Here is a 20,627-nt window from a genome sequence, read left to right as displayed (position 1 = left end):
ACATCATCAGCTGTCCCGCCAGCCATCAGGGCCGCAGTGCCTTGTCCGCCCGCGAGATGCCGCAGACGCCGGAGCGCACCACTTCGATGATCTCGTTGGTCTGGGCAGCAGTCTTGATAAAGGCATCCAGCTTCTCGCTGGTGCCCACCAGCTGTACCGTGTACTGCTCCGGGGTGACATCGACGATCTGGCCGCGGAAGATATCCGCCAACCGTTTCAGCTCATCACGAGCGCCACCGGCGGCGCGCGCCTTGACCAGCGCGATCTCCCGCTCGATATGCTCCCCTTCGCTCAGGTCGCACACCTTGAGCACATCCACCAGCTTGTGCAGTTGCTTCTGGATCTGCTCCAGCACCCGCTCGTCACCCATGGTGACTATGGTCATGCGCGACAGGGTGGGATCCTCGGTCGGCGCCACCGTCAGGGTCTCGATGTTGTAGCCGCGCTGGGAGAAGAGACCCACCACGCGGCTCAGGGCACCGGATTCGTTCTCCAGCAGTACTGAAATGATGTGTCTCATCAGGTTCTCTCCGTCTTGCTCAGCCACATCTCATCCATGGCGCCAAACTTGATCTGCATCGGATAGACGTGCTCATCCGGGTCGACCGAGATATCCATGAACACCAGCCGATCCTTCATGGCGAAGGCTTTCTCCATGGCGCTCTCCAGCTCGGCCGGATCACTCACCGCAATGCCGACGTGGCCGTAGGCTTCTGCCAGTTTGACGAAGTCCGGCAGGGACTCCATGTAGGAGTGGCTGTGACGACCACCGTAGAACATCTTCTGCCACTGCTTGACCATGCCCAGCGCACGGTTGTTGATGGAGATGATCTTGATGGGCACCCCGTACTGCATGCAGGTAGAGAGCTCCTGAATGTTCATCTGCACCGAGCCGTCGCCGGTGACGCAGCAGACCACCGCATCCGGGTTGGCAAACTGGGCCCCCATGGCGGCCGGAATACCGAAGCCCATGGTGCCGAGGCCACCGGAGTTGATCCACTGGCGCGGTTTGGCAAACGGGTAGTAAAGGGCGGCAAACATCTGGTGCTGGCCCACGTCGGAGGCAACGAACGCCTCACCCTGAGTCACCTTGTAGAGGGTCTCGATCACCTGCTGCGGCTTGATCTGGCTGGCCGACTTTTCGTAAGCCAGACAGTGACGGGAGCGCCACTGGTTGATCTGGCTCCACCAGTCCGCCAGCGCCTCCTTGTCGTTATCGAAGCCACACTCGCGGATCACTTCCAGCATCTGCTCCAGCACGGTTTCCACCGAGCCGACGATAGGCACATGGGCCTGCACCGTCTTGGAGATGGAGGTGGGGTCGATATCGATATGGACCACGGTGGCATTGGGGCAGAACTTGGCCACGTTGTTGGTGACGCGGTCATCGAAGCGGGCACCCACGGCGAAGATGAGATCCGAGTTATGCATGGTCTTGTTGGCTTCGAAGGTACCGTGCATCCCCAGCATGCCGATGGATTGCGGATGGGTACCCGGGAAGGCGCCCAGCCCCATCAGGGTGGTGGTCACCGGCAGGTTCAGCAGCTCCGCCAGCTTGATCACCAGATGATCCGCGTTGGCGTTGATGGCGCCGCCACCCACATACATTACCGGGCGCTGGGCATCCACCAGCAGCTTGGCGGCCCGCTTGATCTGGCCCTTGTGGCCCGACTTGGTCGGGTTGTAGGAGCGCAGGGAGACCGTCTCGGGGTATTCGTAGGGGAATTTCTCTTTCGGATTCTGCACATCTTTGGGCAGATCCACCACCACCGGCCCCGGGCGGCCGCTGGCGGCAATGTAGTAGGCCTTCTTGATGGCGGCCGGAATGTCGCTGGCTTTCTTGCACAGGAAGCTGTGCTTCACCACCGGGCGGGAGATACCGATCATATCGGTCTCCTGGAACGCATCCTCACCGATCATGCTGGTCGGCACCTGACCGGAGAGGATCACCAGCGGAATGGAATCCATATAGGCGGTGGCAATACCGGTAATGCAGTTGGTTGCTCCCGGGCCGGAAGTAACCAGCACGGTTCCCACCTTGCCGGTGGAACGGGCGTAACCGTCAGCCATGTGCACAGCGGCCTGCTCGTGCCGCACCAGGACATGCTCCATCTTGCCGTTTTCGAAGAGAGCGTCATAGATGTCGAGCACCGAGCCACCAGGGTAGCCAAAGACGTGCTCAACTCCCTGATCCTCCAGCGCTCTAACCACCATCTGGGCGCCTGATAACATCTCCATGATAAAGCCCTCCAGGCTTTGCTCCGTTTAGCGAATCCCGCCGACGATGCCGTGCTTCCCGGCACGGCCCGATCCGTTTCTTGTTGTTATCTGAAGGCAGATCGGCCCAATTCAGCCCCGTCGGCAGCAGAAAAAAAGGATTTTTCCATCATTGACCCGAAAATCGGGTGAAAAACCAACTTAACCCGCCAATGAACGCTTGTCCACGGCTTTGTCGGCGGGTGCCAGTCAGACATTTCAGGCAGTGCCCGGCCATAAGAGCGGCGGTAACAGAAACGGGAAGATGTCACGCTAATAGGCAGAGAATTGTGCTGGCAGGTGAAAAAACGGCAATAAAAAAGCCCGCCGACAGGGGCGGGCTTTGTGGCAGCAGAGCGATCTAGTGCTCATCTTCCGGCTCGGCCAGCCAGATCTGCTGATCCGGATCTGTCTCTTCACTGACCGAAATGCTGACACCCATATCGAGCAGCTCGTGCAGGGTGAGATTGTCAGCCAGATTCATGACTTCGCCGTTTTCATTGGTAAAGCGCATTTGCTCCATCCTCTCCTTGGTGGGATCGCCTTTCAGTCTAGTCAACCGCGCTCACTTGCGATAACCAGCAGCCAGACAAACCTTCACCGCCCTCCAGCTCGCTCAGGCGATCGCTCACCTCTTCGGGAAAGAGCGTCCTCCCCCAGAGCCGACGTGACAGAGAGGAGACGCTCTCCTCGGCCCCTGCAGCCAGCCAGCTGGCCAGCTCCCGCGCCACATCGGGGTAGCAGACCATCCCCGGCGATGCGCTGTCGAGCCAGCTGCGTACCAGATTGGCATCGAGATAATCCATCAGGGTCGCCAGCCCCATCATCTCCAGAGTCTTGCCGTTGGTCAGCTGCTCGAACTGGCCGCCAAGGGGTTTGACCAGCAACTTCTTGCCGAGGCTGAGCGCCTCGGAGGCGAGCTCGAAACCGGCGTTGGAGATGACGCCGCGACATCCTGCCAGCACCGTCAGAAAAGCGGGGCGCGAGGGGGGCTCAAAGCGCAGGTTGCGCCACTGGCTCGGGCTGCGAATGGCGGGGTGAAAGCAGACAAAGCGCTGCTGGCCAAAGCGGGACAACAGCGCCGCGATCGCCTCGGTCTGCTCGAACGGCAGATAAACCAGGATCTCGCCGTTATCCGGCATCACCCGAACAGGATCGATCACCGGTGGCAAAATCGGCTGACCGAAGTGAAACCAGTGCAGCCCGAGCGGCTGATTGACCGGCGCAAAGTGGCGCATCAGCTGGCGACTCAAGCCATCTTCACCCCAGCGGGGGATCGGCCAATTGAAGCTGGCCTGATGGCTGACGGTAAGGCTCGGGATGCCGCAGCGGCGGGCGGCATGGGCGGTTAGCGGCTCAAAATCGCTCACCACCAAATCGTACCCGTGGCAGTCGAGCCTTTGCAGATCCCGCCAGAAGGTGAGCGGCGATGCCGCCTGCAGGGTACGCCACGGCGAGACCCGCCCCTCATGACTGACAAAGGTGAGCCCGGCAAAGGTGCGGTACTCCCCGAACTCCTCCATATCGAAGTAGCGGTCAGCGGGTCGCCCGCTGAAGAGATAATCCACCTCGACCCCGGCCGCTCGCAGCGCCCGGGCCAAGGTGCGGCTGCGGCTGATATGGCCGTTGCCGGTGCCTTGCACGCCAAACAGTATCTTCATCCCTGACCCCAGCAGAGGGCCATCAGGGCGCAGCCGCCACCCAGCAGGGCGCCTGCCACCAGATCGCTCAGGTAGTGAACCCCGAGCAGCAGCCGGGATGCCCCCACCAGCGCAGCCCAGCCAAACAGCAGCGGTGCCCAGAGCGGAAAACCGGTCGCCAGTATGGTGGCCATCAAGAAGGCGGCTGCGGTATGGCCGGAGGGAAGGCTGTAACGATCGGAGGGGGTGATAAAGACCGGCAAACCGACTGGCCGTTGCCGTTTCAGGCTGTTTTTCAGCAGCAGATAGAGCGGCAACTCGATGGCAAAGGCGAGCAGCGCCAGCTTTACCAGCTCTCGTTCACTCTCCCCCTGCCACCAGAGCAGGGCGGCCAGCACAGCGTAAAGCGGGCCGTCACCGGTACGGGAGACAAGGCGACTCACCCTGGCTTGCTGCCGGTTATAGGTGTGCAGCAGACAGACCCGGCATACCTGCAGGTCCCATTGCTGGATCTTGTTCATAACCCCTCCTTCCCCGAGATCTCATTGCAGAGTAGGGAGGCGGGATGACAGGGTGTTGAACGGGGGATAACAGATTTATGAAAAAAGGGCCAAACGGCCCTTTTAAATCGATGGGTTGTGCGGTTATCAGTGATTGCCGCGTAAACCGGTCTCCATCAGGCGGCAGTTGTGATCTGCCAGACGAGCCATGAACTGTTCGTCCACTTTCAGGCCAAATACCTGTTCGTAAAGATCTTTCATCACGAACGGCTGCCACATCATGCTGAGGAAGGAGATCTTCAGCATCTCGGGATCCAGATTGTCACCCAGCTCGCCGTTGGTTTTCATGGTTTCCAGCAGGGCGTCGAACTGCGGCAGTTGACGTTCCAGCAGACGGCTCAGCACAAAATCCCGCCCCGGGCTCTTCTCGGTCGACAATGCGCTGGAGATAGCGGAGGTCAGCTCGCTGTTTGGCGCCATCACCTGATAGTAGGTGTTGAGCAGCTCGTTGAGGCTGTGGTTGCTGTGCTCATCTTGCCAGGCATGGTCAAGCGGCTCGGCGACATCACCCAGCACCGCCTTGTAAAGACCCTCTTTACTGCCGAAGTAGTAGTGGATCATCGCCAAGTTGGAGCCAGCCAGCTCCGCGATTTCGCGTGTAGTTACCTTGCTATAGGGAGTATTGAGAAAACGCTCACGGGCGGCAGCAAGCAACTTGTCACGAATGTCAGAACGTCCGACCGGACGACCTGGTCTACGTTTTTCCATTTAACACCTCAGAAAATTCAGCCAATGCTGATAAGTCGATCTGGTTGTGCAGAGATAGAGAGCACAGCAGGAATGACCAGATAATCCGTCATGGGCCGAATATGGGACAAGGAAATTTGCAATCCTTTACAATCCGATTAAATATCCCAGCAGATTTCCCCTGACTGCGCGTGTTGACACAGCATAAAAATCTCGATATTGGTAAAGGCGTTATCGACTGCAAGGACAACAACGTCATGCGTATTGCCACCCCGCTACTACTAATTTCCCTAATCGCGTTAACTCGCGCGGGATCCTTGTAGCCGGGCTAAGGCATAGCCGGAATTTACAAAAACCCGTGCACCCTGCACGGGTTTTTTTATGCCGCCGCAGGATGCACGTCACCGAACTTAGGAAGAGGGAAGTCACATGTCAGATCGGGTCATCATATTCGATACTACCTTGCGTGATGGTGAGCAGGCCCTGGCGGCCAGTTTGACAGTCAAGGAGAAGCTGCAGATTGCCCTGGCGCTGGAGCGGCTCGGTGTCGACGTCATGGAGGTAGGCTTCCCGGTCTCCTCTCCCGGCGATTTTCACTCGGTGCAGACCATCGCCCGCCATATCAAGAACAGCCGGGTCTGCGCCCTCGCCCGCGCCCTGCCCAAGGATATCGATGCCGCCGGTGAAGCCTTGCGGGTCGCCGACGCCTTTCGCATCCATACCTTCATCTCCACCTCCTCCATCCATGTGGAGAGCAAGCTGAAAAAGAGCTTCGAGGATGTGCTGGAGATGGGCACCAGCGCCATCAAGCATGCGCTGCGCTACACCGACGATGTGGAGTTCTCCTGCGAGGATGCAGGCCGCACCCCCATCGATAACCTCTGCCGCATGGTGGAGGCCGCCATCAAGGCCGGCGCCCGCACCATAAATATCCCGGATACCGTCGGCTACACGGTGCCGACCGAGTTCTCCGGCATCATCCATACCCTGTTCAACCGGGTGCCCAACATCGACAAGGCCATCATCTCGGTCCACTGCCACGACGATCTGGGGCTCTCGGTAGCCAACTCCATCGGCGCAGTGCAGATGGGAGCTCGCCAGATCGAGTGCACCATCAACGGTATCGGCGAGCGGGCCGGCAACTGCTCGCTGGAAGAGGTGGCGATGATCCTCAAAACCCGCGCCGATCTGCTCGGGGTGCACACCAATATCCGCCACAGCGAAATCCATCGCACCAGCACGCTGGTCAGCCAGCTCTGCAACATGCCGGTGCAGCCCAACAAGGCGATCGTCGGTGCCAACGCCTTCTCCCACAGCTCCGGCATCCATCAGGATGGGGTACTCAAGGCGAAAAACACCTATGAAATCATCACCCCCGAGAGCATTGGCCTGACCCAGAACAACCTCAACATGACCTCCCGCTCCGGCCGCCACGTTATCAAGCACCGGATGGAGTCCATGGGCTACGCCGAGAGCAGCTACGACCTCGACCATCTCTATGCCAAGTTCCTCACCCTGGCCGACAAGAAAGGGCAAGTGTTCGACTACGACCTGGAGGCGCTCGCCTTCTTCAGCCAGATCCACGAGGAGCCTGAGCACTTCAAGCTGGAGTACCTCGGGGTACAGAGCGGCAGCTCGGTAATGGCGACCGCCTCGGTCAAGCTCAAGGTGGGCGGTGAGGTGGTGAGTGAAGCCGCCACCGGCAACGGTCCGGTGGATGCGGTCTACCAGTGCATCAACCGGATCACCGGCTACGAGATCCGCATCGACAAATATGCTCTCAAGAGCAAGGGCGAAGGGGAGGATGCTCTCGGTCAGGTCGATATCGTCGCCGAGTACAAAGGGCGCAAATTCCACGGCATGGGGCTCGCCACCGACATCATCGAATCCTCAGCCCATGCCCTGCTGCATGTGATCAACAGCATCTGGCGCGCCGATCAGGTCGCCGAACAGATGGAACGCAATAACACAATCAAGACGGAGACAGTATGAGCAGTTATCGGATCGCAGTATTGCCGGGTGACGGCATTGGCCCGGAAGTGATGGCCGAGGCCGTCAAGGTGCTGGCAAAAGTACAGGCTAAATTCGGCTTCTCCCTCGACTATCAGCACTTTGATGTGGGCGGCATTGCCATCGACAACCATGGCACCCCGCTGCCGCAGAGCACCATCGCTGGTTGCGAAGCATCCGATGCAGTGCTGTTCGGCTCGGTCGGTGGCCCAAAATGGGAGCATCTGCCGCCCAACGATCAGCCGGAGCGTGGTGCCCTGCTGCCCCTGCGCGCTCACTTCAAACTGTTCTGCAACCTGCGTCCGGCCCGCATCTACACCGGTCTGGAGCAGTTCTCCCCCCTGCGCGCCGATATCTCCGATCGCGGTTTTGACATCGCCTGTGTGCGTGAGCTGACCGGCGGCATCTACTTCGGCCAACCCAAGGGGCGCGAGGGAGAAGGAGCGAATGAGAAGGCGTTCGACACCGAGGTGTACCATCGCTTCGAAATCGAGCGCATCGCCAAGATAGCGTTCGAATCGGCTCGCGTGCGCCGTGGCAAGGTCACCTCCATCGACAAGGCCAACGTGCTCGCCTCCTCCATCCTGTGGCGCGAGGTGGTGACGCAAGTGGCCAAGGATTATCCCGACGTCGAACTGAATCATATGTATATCGACAACGCCACCATGCAGCTCATCAAGGATCCCTCCCAGTTCGACGTGCTGCTCTGCTCCAACCTGTTCGGTGACATCCTCTCCGACGAGTGCGCCATGATCACCGGCTCCATGGGGCTGCTCCCCTCAGCCAGCCTCAACGAATCGGGTTTCGGCCTGTTCGAACCGGCCGGTGGTTCGGCCCCGGATATCGCAGGCAAAGGGATCGCCAACCCCATCGCCCAGATCCTCTCCGCCGCCCTGATGCTGCGCTACAGCCTGGGCCAGGAAGCCGCCGCTCAGGCCATCGAGCAGGCCGTGGCCCAGACCCTGGCCGAGGGTTACTTCACCGCCGACCTGCATCAGGCCAGCGCCCGCCATCCGGTGCAGAGCACTGCCACCATGGGCGACCAGATCGCCGCCCGGATCTGAGCTGAAGAACAGATAACAAGGAAGAGAGAAGCAATGGCCAAGACCCTCTATCAAAAAGTATTCGACGCCCACGTGGTTCGGGAAGTGGAAGGGGAAACGCCCCTCATCTACATCGACCGCCATCTGGTACATGAAGTGACCAGCCCGCAAGCATTTGAGGGCCTGCGTGCCATGAATCGCCAGCTGCGTCGCCCGGATCTGACCTGGGCCACCATGGATCACAACGTATCTACCACTACCAAGGACATCGCCGCCTCCGGTGAGATGGCCCGCATCCAGATGGAGACGCTGGCCGCCAACTGCAAGGAGTTCGGGGTTCGTCTCTACGATCTCAACCACAAATATCAGGGGATCGTCCATGTGATGGGCCCCGAGCTCGGTATCACCCTGCCCGGCACCACCATCGTCTGTGGCGACTCCCACACCGCCACCCACGGCGCCTTCGGTTCGCTGGCGTTCGGTATCGGCACCTCCGAGGTGGAGCATGTGATGGCCACACAGACCCTGAAACAGGGTCGCGCCAAGACCATGCGGATTTCGGTCAATGGCAAGCTGGCCGAGGGCATTAGCGCCAAGGATGTAGTGCTGGCCATCATAGGCAAGGTCGGCCACGCCGGTGGTACTGGCTACGTGGTGGAGTTCGCTGGCGAAGCCATCGAAGGGCTCACCATGGAAGGGCGGATGACGGTGTGCAACATGGCCATCGAACTGGGCGCCAAGGCGGGAATGATCGCCCCCGACCAGACCACCATCGACTACATCCGTGGCAAGGAGTTTGCCCCCAAGGGCGAGGCACTGGAGCAGGCCATCGCCTACTGGCAGAGCCTCAAGAGCGACGAAGGTGCCCACTTCGATGCAGAGGTAGTGCTGGACGCAGCCGATATCGCCCCACAGGTCACCTGGGGAACCAACCCGGGGCAGGTGATTGCCGTCAATGAACCGATTCCGGCGCCGGAATCCTTCAGCGATCTGATGGAGCAGCAGTCTGCCCGCAAGGCGCTCGCCTACATGGACCTGCAGCCGGGCCAGAAGCTCTCCGACGTTGCCATCGACAAGGTGTTCATCGGGTCGTGTACCAACAGCCGCATCGAGGATCTGCGCGCCGCTGCCGCCATCGCTCGCGGTCGCAAGGTGGCCGCTGGCGTGCAGGCGCTGGTGGTGCCGGGCTCCGAGCAGGTGAAGGCGCAGGCCGAAGCCGAGGGGCTGGACAAGATCTTCATCGAGGCCGGCTTTGAGTGGCGCCTGCCCGGCTGCTCCATGTGTCTGGCCATGAACAACGACCGGCTGCAACCGGGGGAGCGCTGTGCCTCCACCAGCAACCGCAACTTCGAAGGGCGTCAGGGTCGCGCAGGCCGCACCCATCTGGTAAGCCCGGCCATGGCCGCCGCTGCCGCCGTCACCGGCCGCTTCGCCGACATTCGCGCACTGTAAGAGGAAAGAGCGATGACAGGATTCAAACAGCATAAAGGGATCGTCGTCCCCCTCGACAGCGCCAACGTCGACACCGACGCCATCATTCCCAAACAGTTTTTGCAAAAAGTAAACCGCATCGGTTTTGGCAAGCACCTGTTCCACGACTGGCGCTTTCTGGACGATGCCGGCCAGCAGCCCAACCCCGAGTTCGTGCTCAACCAACCGCAATTCGCCGGTGCCAGCATCCTGTTGGCCCGCGAGAACTTCGGCTGCGGCTCGAGCCGCGAGCACGCCCCTTGGGCGCTGGCCGACTACGGCTTCAAGACCATCATAGCGCCGAGCTTTGCCGACATTTTCTACGGCAACGCCATCAACAACGGCATGGTACCGGTGCGCCTGAAGGAGGAGGAGGTCGACGCCCTGTTCCAGCTGGTGGCCGCCAAACCGGGCATCGAGATCGAAGTGGATCTGGAGGCCAATCAGGTGCGCGCCGGTGAGCTCAGTTTCGGTTTCGAGATCGACGAGTTCCGCCGTTACTGCCTGCTCAACGGCTTGGATGCCATCGGTCTGACCCTGCAGCACGAGGCCGCCATCAGCGCTTTTGAAGCGAAGCAGCCGAGCTGGATTTAACGCGCCAGTTGCAAAAAAACGAGTAGAATCAACAGGGAGCTTCGGCTCCCTCTTTTATTTCCGCCAATGCGCTTCAACCAGCAGGCCAAGGATGCGGCCTCAAGACAGGATAAGGACGATGAAGAGAACGACGGCGATATTTTTACTCTGCACTTTGCTGGCTCTGCCGGTTGCAGCTGCCCAGACTTACTTCACCAACAGCCTCGGCCAAATCAATGTCGGCTGGCAAGATAGCACTGGCAAACCCCGCCAGCTCACCTATCGGCTGGAGCAGGGCAAGCTTCCCCCCCTTATCGCCTATCGTCCGGCCCGGATGGAGGAGGAGGTACTGCAGACCCTGCTGCGCGGAGTGCGCGAGAACTACCCCGAGGTTCAGTTTACCCTCTCCCGCCCCTCCCTCGAGCTGCATCTGAAAAGTCACAATCAGGATAAAGCCAAAGAGGCCATGGCCTGGCTGGAAACGCAACGGGGCAAAGAGGAGCAGGCGTGGCTGACCAAACACTACTTCCAGTACTTTACTCCACCGGATGGCCAGCTGGCGGTGAAGCAGGACCATGTTCGTATTGCGTTGGAGAGCCGCAGCACGGTGGCGCCGCTGGCTGAGCAGTTGAAACAGCAGGGGAGCAGCGAGCCGGAAGCGCGCCAGAAAACCGTGGCCGAGATGCTCGCCTTTATCCAGAGTATCCCCTACAAACAGCTGGACAGTCTGAACGGACGGCAGGGCAAGGGGTTTCTCACTCCCCGTCAGGTACTGGAACAGAACCGAGGCGATTGCGACAGCAAGGTGACCCTGATGGCCGCCATGTTGGCCCAGCTCTTTCCCGAATTGAAGCAGGCCATGGTCTTTATCCCGGGCCACGCGATGCTGGCGGTCGACCTGCCCGCCAAACCGGGTGATGCCACCATCAGCTGGCAGGGACAATCCTATCTGCTGCTCGAACCTACCGGTCCTGCCGCATTACCGGCTGGCCAAATAGCATCGACCAGCAAAACGCTGGTCGATGGCAAGCAGTTGAGTGTGCAACCGGTTCAGCCCAAAGGCTGAAACTCCACCGCCAGCAGCAATCCGGTCTCCTCCTCCAGCACCCGAATGATCCGGGCATGGGCTTCGAAAGGGGGAAGCAGGTTGTTGTTGGTTGCGAGGCTGATCCGGATCGGCTGGGTTGTATCAAGCTGGTGTTCCGCCACCGAGATCCCCATGCCGTTGGCACTGAGATCCCGACAGATGCCCTCCAGTACCTGATGCTGCTGATAGACGGTAACCGGAGCATTGATGACCATACGTGCAAAAGCACGTCTTTCCTTGGTACTGGTAAGCACGCGAAGATCCTCTGTTGAGTGGGAATCATCTCATGGGCAACGCACAATTGTGCTGGTCTACCCAAAAGAACGTTAATACAATGCGGTGCGTTTCTCAAACGGGGTGCGGTTTACCGCTGAGATTATACCCGTGAACCTGATCCAGATAATGCTGGCGGAGGAATTTGAGGCACGGCGCTCATTTTTTGCGCCCTCATCCGCTGGCACCTCATAATGGAGTGCCCTTGATGAAAACCCTGCTGCTGGTCGCCACCAGCCTGCTCTCGGCTCAGGCTTTCGCCGCCGACACCCTCACCGTCTACACCTACAGCTCCTTCACTGCCGACTGGGGACCCGGTCCCAAGATCAAGCAAGCCTTCGAGAAGGAGTGCGGCTGTACCCTCAAACTGGTGCCGCTTGAAGATGGCGTGGCCATCCTCAACCGGCTGCGACTGGAGGGCAACCACAGCAAGGCCGACCTGGTGCTGGGGCTGGATGATGCACTCATCAGTGAAGCCAAGCAGAGCGGCCTGTTCGCCCCCCATCCCGCCAAGCTGGATGGCATCAAGGTGCCGGGTGGCTGGCAGGATGACACCTTTGTCCCCTACGACTACGGCTACTTCGCCTTCGTCTATGACAAGGAGAAACTCAAGCAGCCGCCCAAGAGCCTGAAAGAGCTGGTGGAGCGCCCCGATCTCAAGGTTATCTATCAGGACCCCCGTACCTCGACCCCGGGACAGGGGCTGATGCTGTGGATGAAGTCTGTCTACGGTGACAAGGCTCCTGAAGCCTGGGCCACGCTTGCCAAGAAGACCGTCACCGTCACCAAGGGGTGGTCCGAGGCCTATGGCATGTTCCTCGATGGCGAGGCGGACATGGTGCTCTCCTACACTACCTCCCCCGCTTACCACCTGATTGCCGAGAACAAGCCCCAGTATCAGGCTGCCGCCTTCGAGGAGGGTCACTACCGTCAGGTGGAAGTGGCCGCCAAGCTGAAGAGCGCCAAACAGGAGAAGCTGGCTGACCAGTTCCTGCAGTTTATGGTGAGCCCCGCCTTCCAGAACGAAATCCCGACCGGCAACTGGATGTATCCGGTTATCGACACGCCGCTACCCAAGGGCTTCGAGCAGATGATCACCGTAGCCAAGCCGCTCGCCTTCAGTGCCGATGAGGTGGCCGCCAATCGCAAAGGGTGGATCCGCGAATGGCTGCAAGCCGTCGCCCAGTGAGCCAGCTCGCTCTGAAGCAACAGGATCGCCCCCTCTGGTGGCTGCCGGGCAGTGCAGCCACCCTGCTGATCCTGCTGTTGTCCCTCGGGCCGCTGGCGGCCCTGCTGTGGCAGGCCGGTTCGCTGGCGCCGCGCACTTTGCTGGCAGACCCCTATCTGCGCCATGTGCTGGGCTTCAGTCTCTGGCAGGCGCTGCTCTCCACCCTGCTGAGCCTGGGGCTCGCCATTCCGGTGGCCCGCGCGCTGGCTCGGCGCCGCTTCATTGGCCGAACCCTGCTGATCAAGCTGTTCGGTCTCTCGCTGGTACTGCCGGTCATCATCGCCATCTTCGGCATCGTGGCGGTTCATGGCAAACAGGGGTGGCTACCGCAACTGCTGCGCAGCTTGGGGCTGGATCCCGGCAACTATCTCTACGGCCTGTTCGGCATTCTGCTGGCCCATGTCTTCTTCAACATGCCGCTGGCGGCACGTCTCATCCTGCAGAGCATCGAGAGTATCCCCGAATCTAGCTGGCGCCTCGCCAGCCAGCTCGGCATGCGCTCATCCCATATATTCCGGCTGCTGGAGTGGCCGCTCATTCGCGGCATATTGCCCGGGCTGGCCAGCCTCATCTTTATGCTCTGCTTCACCAGCTTCACTACCGTGCTGGCGCTGGGCGGCGGCCCCAAATCGACCACCCTGGAGGTGGCCGTCTATCAGGCGCTGCGCTTTGACTTCGATCTCGCCACCGCTGGCGGCTTGGCGCTGGTGCAGCTCATCCTGACCGCCACCCTGCTGCTCCTGCAGCACAAGCTGCAGACTACGCCGGCCAGTCGGGTGACTCCCCGTCGTCCCTGTCTGCGGCCGGATCGCCGTCAGCCGGGCACGGCCGTGGTGGATCTCTTCTCGCTCTGTATCGGCCTCGCCATCTTTCTGCCGCCGCTGCTGGCCATCGTCGTCGCCGGCCTCCACCCGGGCCTGCTGACAGCGCTCACCTCCGCCAAGCTGTGGCAGGCGAGCGGTCAGTCGCTGTTGATAGCATTGGCAGCCGGTGCCTTGGCCACCCTGCTCGGTGGCGCACTGCTGCTCACCAGCCGTCATCTGCGGGTACGGGCTCGCAAGCGACGGGCTGCCGCCCTGTGGGAAGCCAGCGGCTCGGTGATCCTGATGATCCCGGCCGTGGTGCTCTCTACCGGCCTGTTCATCCTGTTTATGCCCTTTGCCGACGTGTTCGCCCTCGGCCCCTGGCTGGTGGTGCTGGTCAACGCCCTGATGGCGCTACCCTATGTGCTGCGCACCCTCTCCGCCCCCATGCAGCTGGTGGTGCGCCAGTATGACCGGCTGGCGGACAGCCTGGGAGTACGTGGCCTGCATCGCCTGCGGCTGGTGGAGTGGCCACTGCTGCGCCGTCCGCTGGCACTGGCGATGGCGTTATCGATGATCCTCTCGTTGGGGGATCTTGGCGCCATCGCCATGTTTGGCAGCCAGGAGCTCACCACCCTGCCCTGGCTGCTCTACCAGCAGCTCGGCAGTTATCGGCTGACCGAGGCAGCCGCCACCGCCCTGCTGCTGCTGACACTCTGTTTCTCCCTGTTCTGGCTGGTGGAACGGGGGCTTGGAGGAAAACATGCTGAACATTGATACGCTGGTGACCAGCTACCCCGACTGGCGCGTCAGCTTCAGCGCGAAGCTGCCCAAGGGGGAGATCACCGCACTGATTGGCCCAAGCGGCGCAGGCAAGTCGACCCTGCTCGGGATGATCGCCGGTTTCGTGCAGGTGGAGTCAGGCAGCCTCAGCTTCGATGGCGAAGATCTGTTGCCGCTGGGCCCGGCCGAGCGACCAGTCACCACCCTGTTTCAGGATCACAACCTGTTCCTGCACCTGTCGGTGTTCGACAATATCGCCATCGGCTTGCACCCGGGTCTGCGCCTGAGTGCCGCCCAGCGGACACAGGTGATCGATGCAGCCGCACGGGTTGGCCTCGGCGAGATGCTAAGCCGCCTGCCGGAGCAGCTCTCCGGCGGCCAGCAGCAGCGGGTCGGGCTGGCCCGTGCGCTTGTGCGGGGCAAACCACTGCTGCTGCTGGATGAACCCTTCTCGGCCCTCGATCCGGCCCTGCGTCGGGAGATGCTGGCCGAAGTGGCCCGCCTCGCCTGCGAGCAGGGCATTACCGTACTGATGGTCTCCCACAATCCGGAAGATGCCCAGCTGATTGCCGATCAGGTGCTCTTTGTAGACGAGGGCCGCATCGCCCTGCAGGGAAAGCCGGATATTCTGCAAAACAGCAACCACCCGGGGCTGCTGCGCTATCTGGGTCAATAGCCCTTGACCCAAGACTGCGCCGGGATCAAAAAGGGGAAGCCGATTGGCTTCCCCTTTTAATGCAAACATATCGGGTGAAATCAGAGGTTCTCCTCGGCAAAGGAGGCCAACCGGCTGCGCACCACCCCGTTGAGGAAGATGTTGGCACTGCCGTCGAAATCCTTGAAACGTTCGACTATGTAGGTCAGACCCGAGGTCACCGGGCTCAGGTAGTTGGAGTCGATTTGGGCCAGGTTACCGGAACAGACGATCTTGGTGCCCTCCCCGCAACGGGTAATGATGGTCTTGATCTGGGATGCGGTCAGGTTCTGACACTCATCCAGCAGCACGAAAGTGTTCTGAATACTGCGCCCGCGCATGAAGTTGACCGATTTGAACTGGATATTGGCCTTCTCCATGATGTAACTGAGCGAGCCACTCATGTTCTCATCCTGCTTGTGCAGCACCTCCAGGGTGTCGGTTACCGCCGCCAGCCAAGGCATCATCTTCTCCTCCTCGGTACCGGGCAGGAAGCCGATGCTCTCGGCAATTTCCGGGGTATTTCGAGTGACGATCACCTTCTCGTAGATCCCCTTCTCGATCACCAGCTCCAGCGCGGCAGCCATCGCCAGCAAGGTTTTGCCGCAACCGGCCGGGCCGGTCAGGATCACCAGATCGATGTGCGGATCCAGCAGTGCATCCAGCGCCATCCCCTGATAGACGTTCTTGGGATGTACACCCCACGCCTTGCGGGACATCAGTCGCTCGCGGCCCAGATCCTTGATACGGATCTTCTGGCCATCGTGACTGAGCACCCGGGCTGCGAAGAAATTCTCTTCATCCACCAGATACTGGTTTACGTGAACCCCCTCCAGCAGGTTGGCATCAATCACATGGATTGTGTCGCGGCCGTGGGTCTCGCTCTCGCACTCGCCGACGCGCTCCCAGAAGCTGCCGGGCACCACCTGAAAGCCCTTGGCCAGCAGGCGGATATCGTCGATCAGCTGGTCGCTGCGATAATCCTCGACGTGGGCAAGTCCGGCCCCCTTGGCCTTGAGGCGCATGTTGATGTCTTTGGTGACCAGCACCACCTGACGCTTCAACTCATGCTTTTGCAGATAGAGGGCCGCGTTGATGATGCGGTTGTCGGCCTCCTTGTCGGTGAACACCTCGGCATCCTGCGGCAGATGGTGATCGCTGAAGATACAGATATGGCCGCTCGCCTCGCCGGCCAGCGGTACTCCTTGCGCAATCTGCTCCGGAGTCGCATCGCGGAACACATCTTCCAGCGCACGGATGGCTACCCGCGCGTCGCGGCTGACATCCTTGTGACGATCCTTGATGTTATCGAGCTCTTCCAGCACCGTCATGGGGATGAGCACATCGTGCTCTTTGAAGGAGTAGATAGCGAGGGGTTCGTGAAGCAGAACGTTGGTATCCAGGATAAACAGCTTTCGGTCCGTATTGTCCATAAGCATCCTCCTTGGCACTGAAGGGCCACGTGTGTGAATCTCGGATGTCATTGAAACCACACGGCCGTGACAGTTTTATTACCTTCAACGCTACGCCCGATTTTACTATCGCGCAACAAATCACTTGCATCGCCAAAATCGTTCGAACAGAAAAGCAGCAATAAAAAACCGGCCATCGGGCCGGTCTTTTTATTTATCTAGCGGATTAACCACATTTGGAGTCGCCACAATTGAGGCAAGTCATGCAGCCATCCTTAAGCACCAGCGCCTTGGTATGGCACTTGTAGCAGAGCGCCGCATTGGCCGGGAAACCGCTGCCAGCCTGCTGCTCTTCGGCCTCCTGAGCGGCTTTCAATTCAGCCTGTTTCTCAGCCAGAAACGCCTGCTGATGCTCGTCCAGCCCCGGCGCTTTGAGCATGCCGATCTCGGTGAGATGGCTCTCGATCACGTTGCCAATTTCGGCGATCAGCGATGGTACGTACTTGCCCTTGTTCCAGTATCCGCCCTTGGGATCAAACACCGAGCGCAGCTCCTCCACCAGGAAGGTGACATCCCCACCCTTGCGGAATACGGCGGAGATAATGCGGGTCAGCGCCACGATCCACTGGTAGTGTTCCAGGCTCTTGGAGTTGATGAAGATCTCGAACGGACGGCGGGTTTCGTGAACCGTGCCCTCGTTGAGAATGATGTCGTTGATGGTGATGAACAGCGAGTGCTCGGAGACATGCTCCGGCGTCTTCAGCTTGTAAGTGGTTCCCATCAGTCGCTCCGGACGCAGCACGGTTTCGTGCATGTGCACCACGTCATCCTGCGGGGCCAGCTCTTCTTGCGGCTCATCCTTGGTACGCACCTTGTAGGCGACGATTTTCTTGTCGATCTTTTTGACCATAATGTCGTTCTCAGAATTTACCGTAATAGCCTTCTTTCAAGGCGTCGTAGAGGTTGGCGGCAGTGTGCAGCTCACCATCGTATTCAATCTCTTCGTTCCCCTTGACTGAGATGACGGAGCCATCCTCCAGGGTGAAATCGTACAGGGTGTTCTCCAGATCCTTCTCCTTCACCAGCACGCCCTGGAAGGCCTCCGGATTGAAGCGGAAGGTGGTGCAGCCCTTCAGGCCTGAGTCCGAGGCATACATGTAGATATCCTTGAACTGCTCGAAAGGGAAATCAGTCGGCACGTTGGCAGTCTTGGAGATGGAGGAGTCGATCCAGCGCTGGGCTGCCGCCTGAATATCCACATGTTGCGCCGGGGTGATGTCATCGGCAGTAATGAAATAGTCCGGCAGCTGGCTCGCCTCATCATCGGCATACGGCATGGCGGACGGATTTACCAGCTCGCGATAGGCCAGCAGCTCGAAGGAGTAGACATCTACGCTCTCTTTGCTCTTCTTGCCCGGCTTGATAACGTTGCGGCTGTAGTGGTGAGCAAAGCTCGGCTCGATGCCGTTGCTGGCGTTGTTGGCCAGTGACAGCGAGATGGTGCCGGTCGGTGCAATACTGCTGTGGTGAGTGAAACGCCCACCCACTTCGGCCAGCTCGGCGACCAGCGCAGGATCCACTTCGGCAACCTGCTGCATATAGCGGCTGTAGCGCACATGCAGCACCTTACCCTTCACCTTGTCACCCACCTTGATGCCATCTGCCGCCATTTCCGGGCGCAGACGCAGCATCTTGCCAGTCACTTCAAACTCCTGCTCCATGATGGGGGCAGAGCCTTTCTCCTTGGCCAGACGCAGGGACTCCTGCCAGCCGGTCATCGCCAGCTCCTGGGATACCTGCTCGGTAAAGGCCACGGATGCCGCAGAGCCGTACTTGATCTGCAGCATGGTCAGGGTCGAACCAAGCCCGAGGAACCCCATGCCATGCCGGCGCTTGTTGATGATCTCCTCGCGCTGCTTGGCCAGCGGCAGCTGATTGATCTCCACCACGTTGTCGAGCATGCGGGTAAAGATGGCCACTACCTTGCGAAATGCTGTCCAGTCGAAAGCCGCCTTGTCAGTGAAGGGATCGCGAACGAAGCGGGTCAGGTTGACCGAACCCAGCAGGCAGGCGCCATAAGGCGGCAACGGCTGCTCACCACAGGGGTTGGTCGCACGGATCTCCTCACAGAACCAGTTGTTGTTCATCTGGTTAACCTTGTCGATCAGGATGAAACCGGGCTCTGCATAGTCGTAGGTGGAGGTCATGATGACGTTCCACAGCTTGCGTGCAGGCAGGGTCTTGTAGACCTTGCAGGCGACCTGCCCCAGCTCGTTAAAGACAACACCCTCTTTGTTGGGCCAGTCAGCCCAGAGCACCTGAGCAGGATCGTCCAGCGCAATGCCATCCTGCTCCACCTCTTTAGCGGTGTAGGGGAAGATCAGCGACCAGGGAGCATCCTCTTTCACTGCCTTGACGAAATCTTCGGTGATCAGCAGGGAGAGGTTAAACTGGCGCAGACGGCCATCTTCGCGCTTGGCCTGAATAAACTCGATCACATCAGGATGACGGATATCCATGGTGCCCATCTGGGCGCCACGACGGCCACCGGCTGACGAGACGGTGAAACACATCTTGTCGTAGATATCCATGAACGAGAGCGGGCCTGAGGTGTAAGCACCTGCACCGGAGACAAAAGCACCGCGTGGGCGCAGGGTCGAAAAATCATAACCGATGCCGCAGCCAGCCTTCAGGGTCAGCCCCGCCTCGTGCACCTTGCCGAGAATATCATCCATCGAATCTTCGATGGTGCCGGAGACGGTACAGTTGATGGTCGAAGTGGCAGGCTTGTGCTCAAAAGCCCCGGCGTTGGAGGTGATCCGGCCCGCCGGAATGGCGCCATTGCGCAGTGCCCACAAGAAAGGCTCATACCAGGCCTCAGGTTCCAGCTCCTGCTCCGCCAGCGCCCGAGCAACGCGCTGGTAGGTCTCGTCGATAGTGCCATCGACAGGATGCCCATCCTTGCTCTTGAGGCGATATTTGCTATCCCAGATCTCGAGGGAAGTTTCCTGGAGGGGAATGAGGCGGGAGCCAGCTTCGCTCTCCAGCACCGGGTTGGATTTAGCCATTTTCAATCAACCTTATATGAATGCATCAACGTCATGACAGTAGTAGAAAACACAACCAATAGCACCATTTAAAAAAAACAACACAATATATAGTGATAGTGCTGCCATGAGGGCGCAGATTCTATCCTAAAAAAATGCCCCGGCCAGCAGGTTTCTGCGCCAGGGCACTTAACTGATTAATTTACTGAGAGATTTAACACTCAGAGATGGATCAGGGCTTCTTGACGTAAACGGTCGGCGTATCACCCGCCATATTCAGATAGAACTCATAAACCCCGTCAGCATCCGGTGAGAACTTCATATCCTCATATTTGGAACAGGGATTGACCGGCACCGCCTCGCCACCGAGTACGGCAACGCCATCGCTCGGGCTCTTGTAGCCAAAGTTGGTGCCACAGCTCCAACCGGAGTCAGCAAATTTGAACTTGTAAGGGGCCCACTCTTTCTTGAGGGTGCCTTTTGCCATGTAGAGCTTGTCGGCTACCTTGACCACCTTGCTCGCATCGGTCGCCATCCAGTCGTTCATCTCACCGCGCAGATAGATGGACTTGCCGCCAAAATCGCTATTGTCAGTAGCCTGCTCTGCTCCACTGTGGGATGCACAACCACCTAATACCAGGGTTCCCGCCGCCAGTATCATCGTTACTGTTCTTTTGAACATTTCTCTATTCCTTAATTTATTGTGATTCCTTGGTCCATCCGTGTGGACGAAGGCATTAAAACAGAGCGGGAATCACAAGAAAGGTAGAATCATCACATTCTGTACTTTTTATGCCCAGATTCCGGCGGGCAACTCAAAAGACGAGAGCAAGATCACTCCGGTTTTGGTGCGACAAAATTGAATAGAGAAGGACTAATAAGTGAAGCGATTGAATGGATTAGTAGAAATAGAGGATTTCAGGGAGGATGCGTAATTTTCAGGCAATAAAAAACCCCGCTCGATGAGCGGGGTTTCTTGTATTGGGTGCCTGGCAGTGTCCTACTCTCGCATGGCGAATGCCACACTACCATCGGCGCTACCGCGTTTCACTTCTGAGTTC

The 20,627-nt window shown here is 59.4% G+C and carries 19 protein-coding genes and 1 riboswitch; of the genes, 8 read left to right on the top strand and 11 right to left on the bottom strand.

The window, feature by feature from the left end; all coding sequences use genetic code 11:
• Nucleotides 1-25 precede the first annotated feature (25 nt).
• The 6 genes from ilvN to AAHA41_RS22020 form a co-directional block, all read right to left on the bottom strand.
• Complete coding sequence (gene ilvN / locus AAHA41_RS22045) at nucleotides 26-520, bottom strand: acetolactate synthase small subunit (RefSeq protein WP_005311605.1); 495 nt, start codon at nucleotides 518-520, stop codon at nucleotides 26-28.
• A complete protein-coding gene (locus AAHA41_RS22040; RefSeq protein WP_042031822.1) occupies nucleotides 520-2,238 on the bottom strand; it encodes an acetolactate synthase 3 large subunit in 1,719 nt (572 codons plus the stop codon). The genes ilvN and AAHA41_RS22040 overlap by 1 nt, the downstream gene beginning before the upstream one ends.
• A gap of 379 nt (nucleotides 2,239-2,617) precedes the next feature.
• A complete protein-coding gene (locus tag AAHA41_RS22035; protein WP_156852494.1) occupies nucleotides 2,618-2,770 on the bottom strand; it encodes a hypothetical protein in 153 nt (50 codons plus the stop codon).
• A gap of 37 nt (nucleotides 2,771-2,807) precedes the next feature.
• The gene (locus AAHA41_RS22030) at nucleotides 2,808-3,917 is read right to left on the bottom strand and encodes an MJ1255/VC2487 family glycosyltransferase (RefSeq protein WP_042031823.1); all 1,110 of its coding nucleotides are present in this window, start codon (nucleotides 3,915-3,917) and stop codon (nucleotides 2,808-2,810) included.
• Nucleotides 3,914-4,417, bottom strand: coding sequence for a phosphatase PAP2 family protein (locus AAHA41_RS22025; protein WP_323071073.1), 504 nt, complete (start codon nucleotides 4,415-4,417; stop codon nucleotides 3,914-3,916). The genes AAHA41_RS22030 and AAHA41_RS22025 overlap by 4 nt, the downstream gene beginning before the upstream one ends.
• Before the next feature lie 126 nt (nucleotides 4,418-4,543).
• A complete protein-coding gene (locus AAHA41_RS22020) occupies nucleotides 4,544-5,164 on the bottom strand; it encodes a TetR/AcrR family transcriptional regulator (RefSeq protein WP_033114941.1) in 621 nt (206 codons plus the stop codon).
• A gap of 408 nt (nucleotides 5,165-5,572) precedes the next feature.
• Between AAHA41_RS22020 and leuA the strand changes: the two genes are divergently transcribed.
• The 5 genes from leuA (at nucleotide 5,573) to AAHA41_RS21995 (ending at nucleotide 11,305) form a co-directional block, all read left to right on the top strand.
• Nucleotides 5,573-7,135 carry a 2-isopropylmalate synthase gene (gene leuA / locus AAHA41_RS22015; RefSeq protein WP_323071072.1) on the top strand — a complete coding sequence of 521 codons (1,563 nt, stop codon included), beginning with the start codon at nucleotides 5,573-5,575 and terminating at the stop codon, nucleotides 7,133-7,135.
• Nucleotides 7,132-8,217: a 3-isopropylmalate dehydrogenase gene (gene leuB, locus AAHA41_RS22010; RefSeq protein ID WP_104015732.1), complete on the top strand. Its 1,086-nt coding sequence runs from the start codon at nucleotides 7,132-7,134 to the stop codon at nucleotides 8,215-8,217. Before leuA ends, leuB begins: the two co-directional genes overlap by 4 nt.
• A gap of 33 nt (nucleotides 8,218-8,250) precedes the next feature.
• Complete coding sequence (gene leuC, locus AAHA41_RS22005) at nucleotides 8,251-9,648, top strand: 3-isopropylmalate dehydratase large subunit (RefSeq protein WP_323071071.1); 1,398 nt, start codon at nucleotides 8,251-8,253, stop codon at nucleotides 9,646-9,648.
• A 12-nt stretch (nucleotides 9,649-9,660) separates the two neighbouring features.
• The gene (gene leuD / locus AAHA41_RS22000) at nucleotides 9,661-10,260 is read left to right on the top strand and encodes a 3-isopropylmalate dehydratase small subunit (protein WP_042031829.1); all 600 of its coding nucleotides are present in this window, start codon (nucleotides 9,661-9,663) and stop codon (nucleotides 10,258-10,260) included.
• A 118-nt stretch (nucleotides 10,261-10,378) separates the two neighbouring features.
• The gene (locus AAHA41_RS21995) at nucleotides 10,379-11,305 is read left to right on the top strand and encodes a transglutaminase domain-containing protein (RefSeq protein ID WP_323071070.1); all 927 of its coding nucleotides are present in this window, start codon (nucleotides 10,379-10,381) and stop codon (nucleotides 11,303-11,305) included.
• On the opposite strand, the gene AAHA41_RS21990 is transcribed toward AAHA41_RS21995, so the two are convergent.
• Nucleotides 11,290-11,580 (bottom strand): PilZ domain-containing protein, encoded by a 291-nt coding sequence (locus AAHA41_RS21990; protein WP_041210374.1) that lies wholly within the window; start codon nucleotides 11,578-11,580, stop codon nucleotides 11,290-11,292. The genes AAHA41_RS21995 and AAHA41_RS21990 overlap by 16 nt on opposite strands.
• A gap of 89 nt (nucleotides 11,581-11,669) precedes the next feature.
• Nucleotides 11,670-11,760: riboswitch (TPP riboswitch) on the top strand.
• Nucleotides 11,761-11,807: 47 nt separating this feature from the next.
• On the opposite strand from AAHA41_RS21990, the gene thiB reads away from it, so the two are divergent.
• Genes thiB through thiQ form a run of 3 tightly spaced genes read left to right on the top strand, consistent with a single transcriptional unit; the run spans nucleotide 11,808 to nucleotide 15,089 of the window.
• Entirely contained in the window at nucleotides 11,808-12,788 is a 981-nt protein-coding gene (gene thiB / locus AAHA41_RS21985) for a thiamine ABC transporter substrate binding subunit (protein WP_323071069.1), read from the top strand.
• The gene (gene thiP / locus AAHA41_RS21980; RefSeq protein ID WP_323071078.1) at nucleotides 12,785-14,407 is read left to right on the top strand and encodes a thiamine/thiamine pyrophosphate ABC transporter permease; all 1,623 of its coding nucleotides are present in this window, start codon (nucleotides 12,785-12,787) and stop codon (nucleotides 14,405-14,407) included. The genes thiB and thiP overlap by 4 nt, the downstream gene beginning before the upstream one ends.
• Nucleotides 14,394-15,089, top strand: coding sequence for a thiamine ABC transporter ATP-binding protein (thiQ, locus tag AAHA41_RS21975; RefSeq protein ID WP_323071068.1), 696 nt, complete (start codon nucleotides 14,394-14,396; stop codon nucleotides 15,087-15,089). Before thiP ends, thiQ begins: the two co-directional genes overlap by 14 nt.
• A gap of 80 nt (nucleotides 15,090-15,169) precedes the next feature.
• On the opposite strand, the gene AAHA41_RS21970 is transcribed toward thiQ, so the two are convergent.
• From AAHA41_RS21970 to AAHA41_RS21955, 4 genes are all read right to left on the bottom strand, one after another.
• Nucleotides 15,170-16,540, bottom strand: a complete 1,371-nt coding sequence (locus AAHA41_RS21970; RefSeq protein WP_041210371.1) for a PhoH family protein — start codon at nucleotides 16,538-16,540, stop codon at nucleotides 15,170-15,172.
• Nucleotides 16,541-16,745: 205 nt separating this feature from the next.
• On the bottom strand, nucleotides 16,746-17,429 hold the full coding sequence (locus AAHA41_RS21965) for an NrdJb (RefSeq protein ID WP_041210370.1): 684 nt from the start codon (nucleotides 17,427-17,429) through the stop codon (nucleotides 16,746-16,748).
• 10 nt (nucleotides 17,430-17,439) lie between these two features.
• On the bottom strand, nucleotides 17,440-19,587 hold the full coding sequence (locus AAHA41_RS21960) for an adenosylcobalamin-dependent ribonucleoside-diphosphate reductase (RefSeq protein WP_323071067.1): 2,148 nt from the start codon (nucleotides 19,585-19,587) through the stop codon (nucleotides 17,440-17,442).
• A gap of 211 nt (nucleotides 19,588-19,798) precedes the next feature.
• A complete protein-coding gene (locus AAHA41_RS21955) occupies nucleotides 19,799-20,248 on the bottom strand; it encodes a pullulanase (RefSeq protein WP_139395290.1) in 450 nt (149 codons plus the stop codon).
• Nucleotides 20,249-20,627: the final 379 nt, after the last annotated feature.

This window comes from Aeromonas sp. SER (assembly GCF_038739615.1).
Classification (GTDB): Bacteria; Pseudomonadota; Gammaproteobacteria; order Enterobacterales; family Aeromonadaceae; genus Aeromonas; species Aeromonas jandaei.
This window is presented reverse-complemented; position numbering and strand designations above follow the sequence as displayed.